The sequence below is a fragment of the Stenotrophomonas sp. 05L44_2 genome (assembly GCF_056665995.1).
The window spans coordinates 1-4302 of record NZ_JBFTNR010000354.1; the positions used below are offsets into that span (position 1 = coordinate 1).

Consider the following 4302-nt stretch of genomic DNA (forward strand, 5'->3'; position numbering starts at 1 on the left):
GGTCACGGGTCACGTACTTCAGGCCGCTGATGTCGGCGGCCTTGACTGGCTGCTCCAGCAGTTCCAGCACCACACCTGCATCTTCCAGCGTGCGCATCGCATGTACCGCCTGCTTGGCAGTCCAGCCCTGGTTGGCATCCAGGCGCAGCAGCGCACGGCCTTCGACGGCGGCATGGATCGCCTTGACCCGCTCGATGTCCACGCCGATGTCCTTGCCGACCTTGATCTTCAGCGACTCGAAGCCGCGTTCGATCGCCGACAGCGAATCGGCCACCATCTTATCGATGTAGTCCACGCTGATGGTGATGTCGGTGGTGATCACCGGGTCGCCACCACCGAGCATCTGGTACAGCGGCGCGCCATGCAGCTGCGCCCACAGGTCGTACAGGGCGATCTCCACCGCCGCCTTGGCGCTGGTGTTGCGCTCCATCGCGGTCTGCACCAGCGTGCACAGGCGGTTGAGGTTGACCACCTCCTGGCCGATCAAGCGCGGGGCAATGAAGTGCCGGATCGCTTCGATGATCGAGCCGTGGGTGTCACCGGTGATCACCGCGGTGGCAGGCGCCTCGCCGTAGCCGGTGTGGCCGCTGTCGGTGCGGATCAGCACCACCACGTCCTCCACGGTTTCCACCGTGCGCAGCGCGGTCTTGAAAGGGGTCTTCAGCGGCACGCGCAGCATGCCCAGTTCGATGGCGGTGATCTTCATTCAGGGGTTCTTGGCACGCAGGCGTTGGATGTTGGTGATGCGATCGATGTAGCGGACGCTGTCGCTGGCCATCATCGGCTCCAGCGGGGTGACCGATACGCCATTGAGGTGGGCCTGCACACGCTTGCCGTCGGCGCCGAACCAGCTGCCGCCCGCGGTATCGTGGATCACCCAGGTGCGGCCATCGACGTGGCCGATGGCCATCATCACGTGGCCGGGGATGTAGACCAGGTCACCCACCTGCAGATCGGTGACAGCGCGGTCGCGCACGGCCTTGCCGTCCTTGGCGGTGAACGGCAAGCGGTCCAGCGCGGGACTGACCGCCTGTGCGCTGGTATTGCGTGGCAGCAGCACACCGAAGCTGCGGTAGATCTCGGAGACGAAACCACTGCAGTCGCGGGTGTCGTAGTCGTGGCCCCAGCCGTAGCGCTCGCCGAGGAACTTGAACGCTTGCTGCAGCAGCAGGCGCGGGGTCAGCGGCAGGTAGTCGGCGGCAGTGTCCTGCGAGCGCGGCAGCAGCGCCGGCATCAGCTTCAGGCGGCCATCGGCCTCGCGCACCGGCAGCTGCACCACCCACGAGGCGTGCGCCTGTTGCCCGTTCACCGGCTCGGCGGCGGGCCAGTCGGCCAACACCGGCAGGCGCACGCCCATGTCCAGCTGCAGGCGCGAGACACGCGGTTCCTCGGGTGTGTAGGCAGTGTGCGCTGTGGCAGCGGTGACGACGCGGTACGGCCCCTTCGCGCCGTAGCCGAGCACCGTGGCCCTGTCACCGCTGGCCACCGCGTCGGCTTCGATCCATGCGCTGTAGCGCTCGCTGTGCACGAACAACCAGCGGCCGTCGGTGCTGCGGTGGACGACGGCAACCTTGTCGCCGGGGAACAGTGCCGACTCCTGGAAGCGGTCGATGTCGGTATCGCCGACGGTGCTGAAGACACGCTGGCGGGTTGGGAAGGTGCGCAGCGCAGCGCGCTTCACCACCAGGGCGTAGTCCGGCGACACCTGCCCCGGAACTGCATCGAGACCGAGGTTGGCTTCGATCGCGCTGCGCACGTCCGGTGCGATGGCGCGGCCCCTGTCGTCATACAGCGCCCGCGTGGGCCAGCTCGACAGCGTGGTGATGCTGTCACGCACCTGTGCCGAGCTGAGCTGCGCAGGCAGGGTGGCGATGTCCTGGATGTGCTTGTCCTGCGCGCGCATCCGTGCGTTCTGCGCCTCGATCTGCGCGCGGTCCAGGATAGGTGCGTCGGCATTGTCCAGCCGTGCCGCCCAGTAGTCTGCGGTGAGGTAGGCCTCGTGCAGGCCGATCACGTAAGGCAGCGGGGCGCCGGGGTCGGGTACAGGCGTGGCCGCCTGGGTGAATGCGGGTGCGCCCAGCAGGCCCAGGGCCAGTGCCAAGGTCAACCGGTGCGGCCAGTGCCGACGCGGTTCGCGGGAAGCCAGGATCATGCGCTGCACACCCTCCTCGAATGCCTGTTGGAATATTTATTCCTTTCGGCCCCGAAAGCAAGAATAAATTATTGACCGGTCTTCCGGCCCGTGTTACACAGCCGTTACCACCCGCGCTTGGGAAGTGTCGCTGTGGATCCTGCCGTTCGCAAACCGTCTCTGCCTGCCGCTGCCGGCCTGTGTGCCGCGCTGCTGCTGTGGGCGTCGGCGGCACCGGCCGCGGATCCGCGCAGCGCCACTGAACGCGAACGGGAAACCCAGCTGATCGATCTGGTCGACAGCGGTCGTTTCAGCGATGCCGATGCGTTGCTGGCGACCGCTGGCGATGCTGCCGAAAGCGCGTTCCAGCGCGAGCGCATGCGCCGCATCAGACTGGATTTCTCCCTTGACCAAGCCGCAGCCAAAGCAGCGGTACGCCGCTGGATTCCCGACCTGACCAACGAGGAATTCGCGCGCTGGGACCAGCTTGGCCTGATCGAGCATCTCGACATCGATGGCACGCGCTGGTACTTCAAGCGCGCACCATCGAACCTGTTCCTGCTCAGCGATGAAGCACGTGCACGCCGCCGCGCGGATGCGCCGATGCCGGCGCCGGGCCCCAACGAGGTGCTCAACGCGCATCACGCGCGCGTGGTTGCCGCCGCCGAACAGAGCGGCATGGCATCCGTGCTGCCGCAGCGCATCGAATTCACCCAATCGTTGACGGTCAAGGCGGATGCCGTACCGGCCGGCGAAACCGTACGTGCCTGGATTCCGTACCCGCGCGAGATTCCCGGCCAGCAGGAGCGCGTGCAGTGGATCGGCAGTGCACCAGGCAAGGCTCGAGTCGCCCCGGCCAGCACCCAGCAGCGCACCGCCTACCTGGAAGCCAAGGCGGTGGCCGGGCAGCCGACGTACTTTGAAATCCGCTACGCGGTGACGATCTTCGCGCGCCGCACGGCAATCGATGTGACAAAGGTGCAGGCTACGCCGGATGATCCAGCATTGAAGCCCTATCTGGCCGAGCAGCTGCCGCACGTGCGCTTCACGCCGGCGCTGAAGCTGTTCTCCGAGCAGGTGCTGCAGGGCGAGACGCGCCCGTATGAAGTGGTACGCAAGCTGTTCGCCGCGGTCGACCGCATTCCATGGGCCGGTGCGCGCGAGTACTCGACCCTCAGCAACATCAGCGACTACGCGTTGCGCGCCGGTCATGCCGATTGCGGGCAACAGACACTGCTGTTGATCGCCCTGCTGCGCATGAACGGCATTCCCGCGCGCTGGCAATCGGGCATGGTGTTCTCCGACGATGGCAGCGGCTACAACAACCTGCACGACTGGGGCCAGGTCTACCTGGCGCCCTATGGCTGGCTGCCGATGGATGTGACCACCGGCGTGTTGGCCAGCGACACGCCCGCGCTGCGTGACTTCTACCTCGGTGGCCTCGATGGCTACCGCATCGCCTTCAACGACGATTTCGGCCAGGCGTTCGCGCCGGCCAAACAGCACTACCGCTCGGAAACGGTCGACTCGCAGCGCGGCGAGGCCGAGTGGTCAGGCGGCAACCTGTACTTCGACCAATGGAGCTACGACTTCCAGTGGCGGGTACTGCCAGCCGGGCAACGCTAGCGCGACACACCACCCCACCACCATTCAATTCTTGCAGGAGAGAGCAGGGGATGAAGGCTTACAACATCAAGCGGGCGGCCTTGTGCGTCGCCCTCGGCGCGTGTCTGGGCATCATGCTGCCCACCACGGCCACGGCCCAGAACGTGTCGGGTGCCGTTGCCGGCCGCGCCACCGCGGGCGACCAGATCACCGTCGTCAATGCCGGCACCGGCCTGACCCGGACGGTCACCGTCGGTGCCGACGGCAGCTACCGCCTCGGCCAGCTGCCGGTGGGTGACTATCGGCTGCAGCTCAGCCGCGATGGCCAGACCTTGGGCGAACAGGTGGCGGTAAGCGTCGCTGTCGGCGGCACCACGACCGTCAACCTGGCCAGTGGCGGCGGCGTCACCAACCTCGATGCACTGCAGGTGGTCGGTACCCGCGTGATCAACCGGGTGGACGTCTATTCCACCGAGACCTCATTCAACATCAACCGGCAGGAAATCTCACGGCTTCCGGTGGCACAGGATCTGTCCGCCGTGGCGCTGATGGCACCGGGCGTGGTC

The 4302-nt window shown here is 66.6% G+C and carries 4 protein-coding genes; 2 read left to right on the forward strand and 2 right to left on the reverse strand.

The window, feature by feature from the left end:
* Both AC1VAN_RS13270 and AC1VAN_RS13275 read right to left on the reverse strand, forming a co-directional pair.
* A partial coding sequence (locus AC1VAN_RS13270) for an enolase C-terminal domain-like protein (RefSeq protein WP_480985960.1) occupies window positions 1–706 on the reverse strand: 706 nt, incomplete at its 3' end.
* A complete protein-coding gene (locus tag AC1VAN_RS13275; RefSeq protein ID WP_442251943.1) occupies window positions 707–2152 on the reverse strand; it encodes an SH3 domain-containing protein in 1446 nt (481 codons plus the stop codon).
* A 132-nt stretch (window positions 2153–2284) separates the two neighbouring features.
* Here AC1VAN_RS13275 and AC1VAN_RS13280 point away from each other — a divergent pair, with 132 nt between their 5' ends.
* Window positions 2285–3757, forward strand: a complete 1473-nt coding sequence (locus AC1VAN_RS13280; RefSeq protein ID WP_442251942.1) for a transglutaminase-like domain-containing protein — start codon at window positions 2285–2287, stop codon at window positions 3755–3757.
* Between the two features lie 50 nt (window positions 3758–3807).
* Window positions 3808–4302 (forward strand): carboxypeptidase-like regulatory domain-containing protein (locus AC1VAN_RS13285; protein ID WP_480985961.1); only part of this gene is annotated, 495 nt, incomplete at its 3' end.

Coding starts and splice junctions, on each gene's coding strand:
- AC1VAN_RS13275 (WP_442251943.1), bottom strand. CDS start 2,152: ATGATCCTGGCTTCCCGCGAACCGCGTCGGCACTGGCCGCACCGGTTG.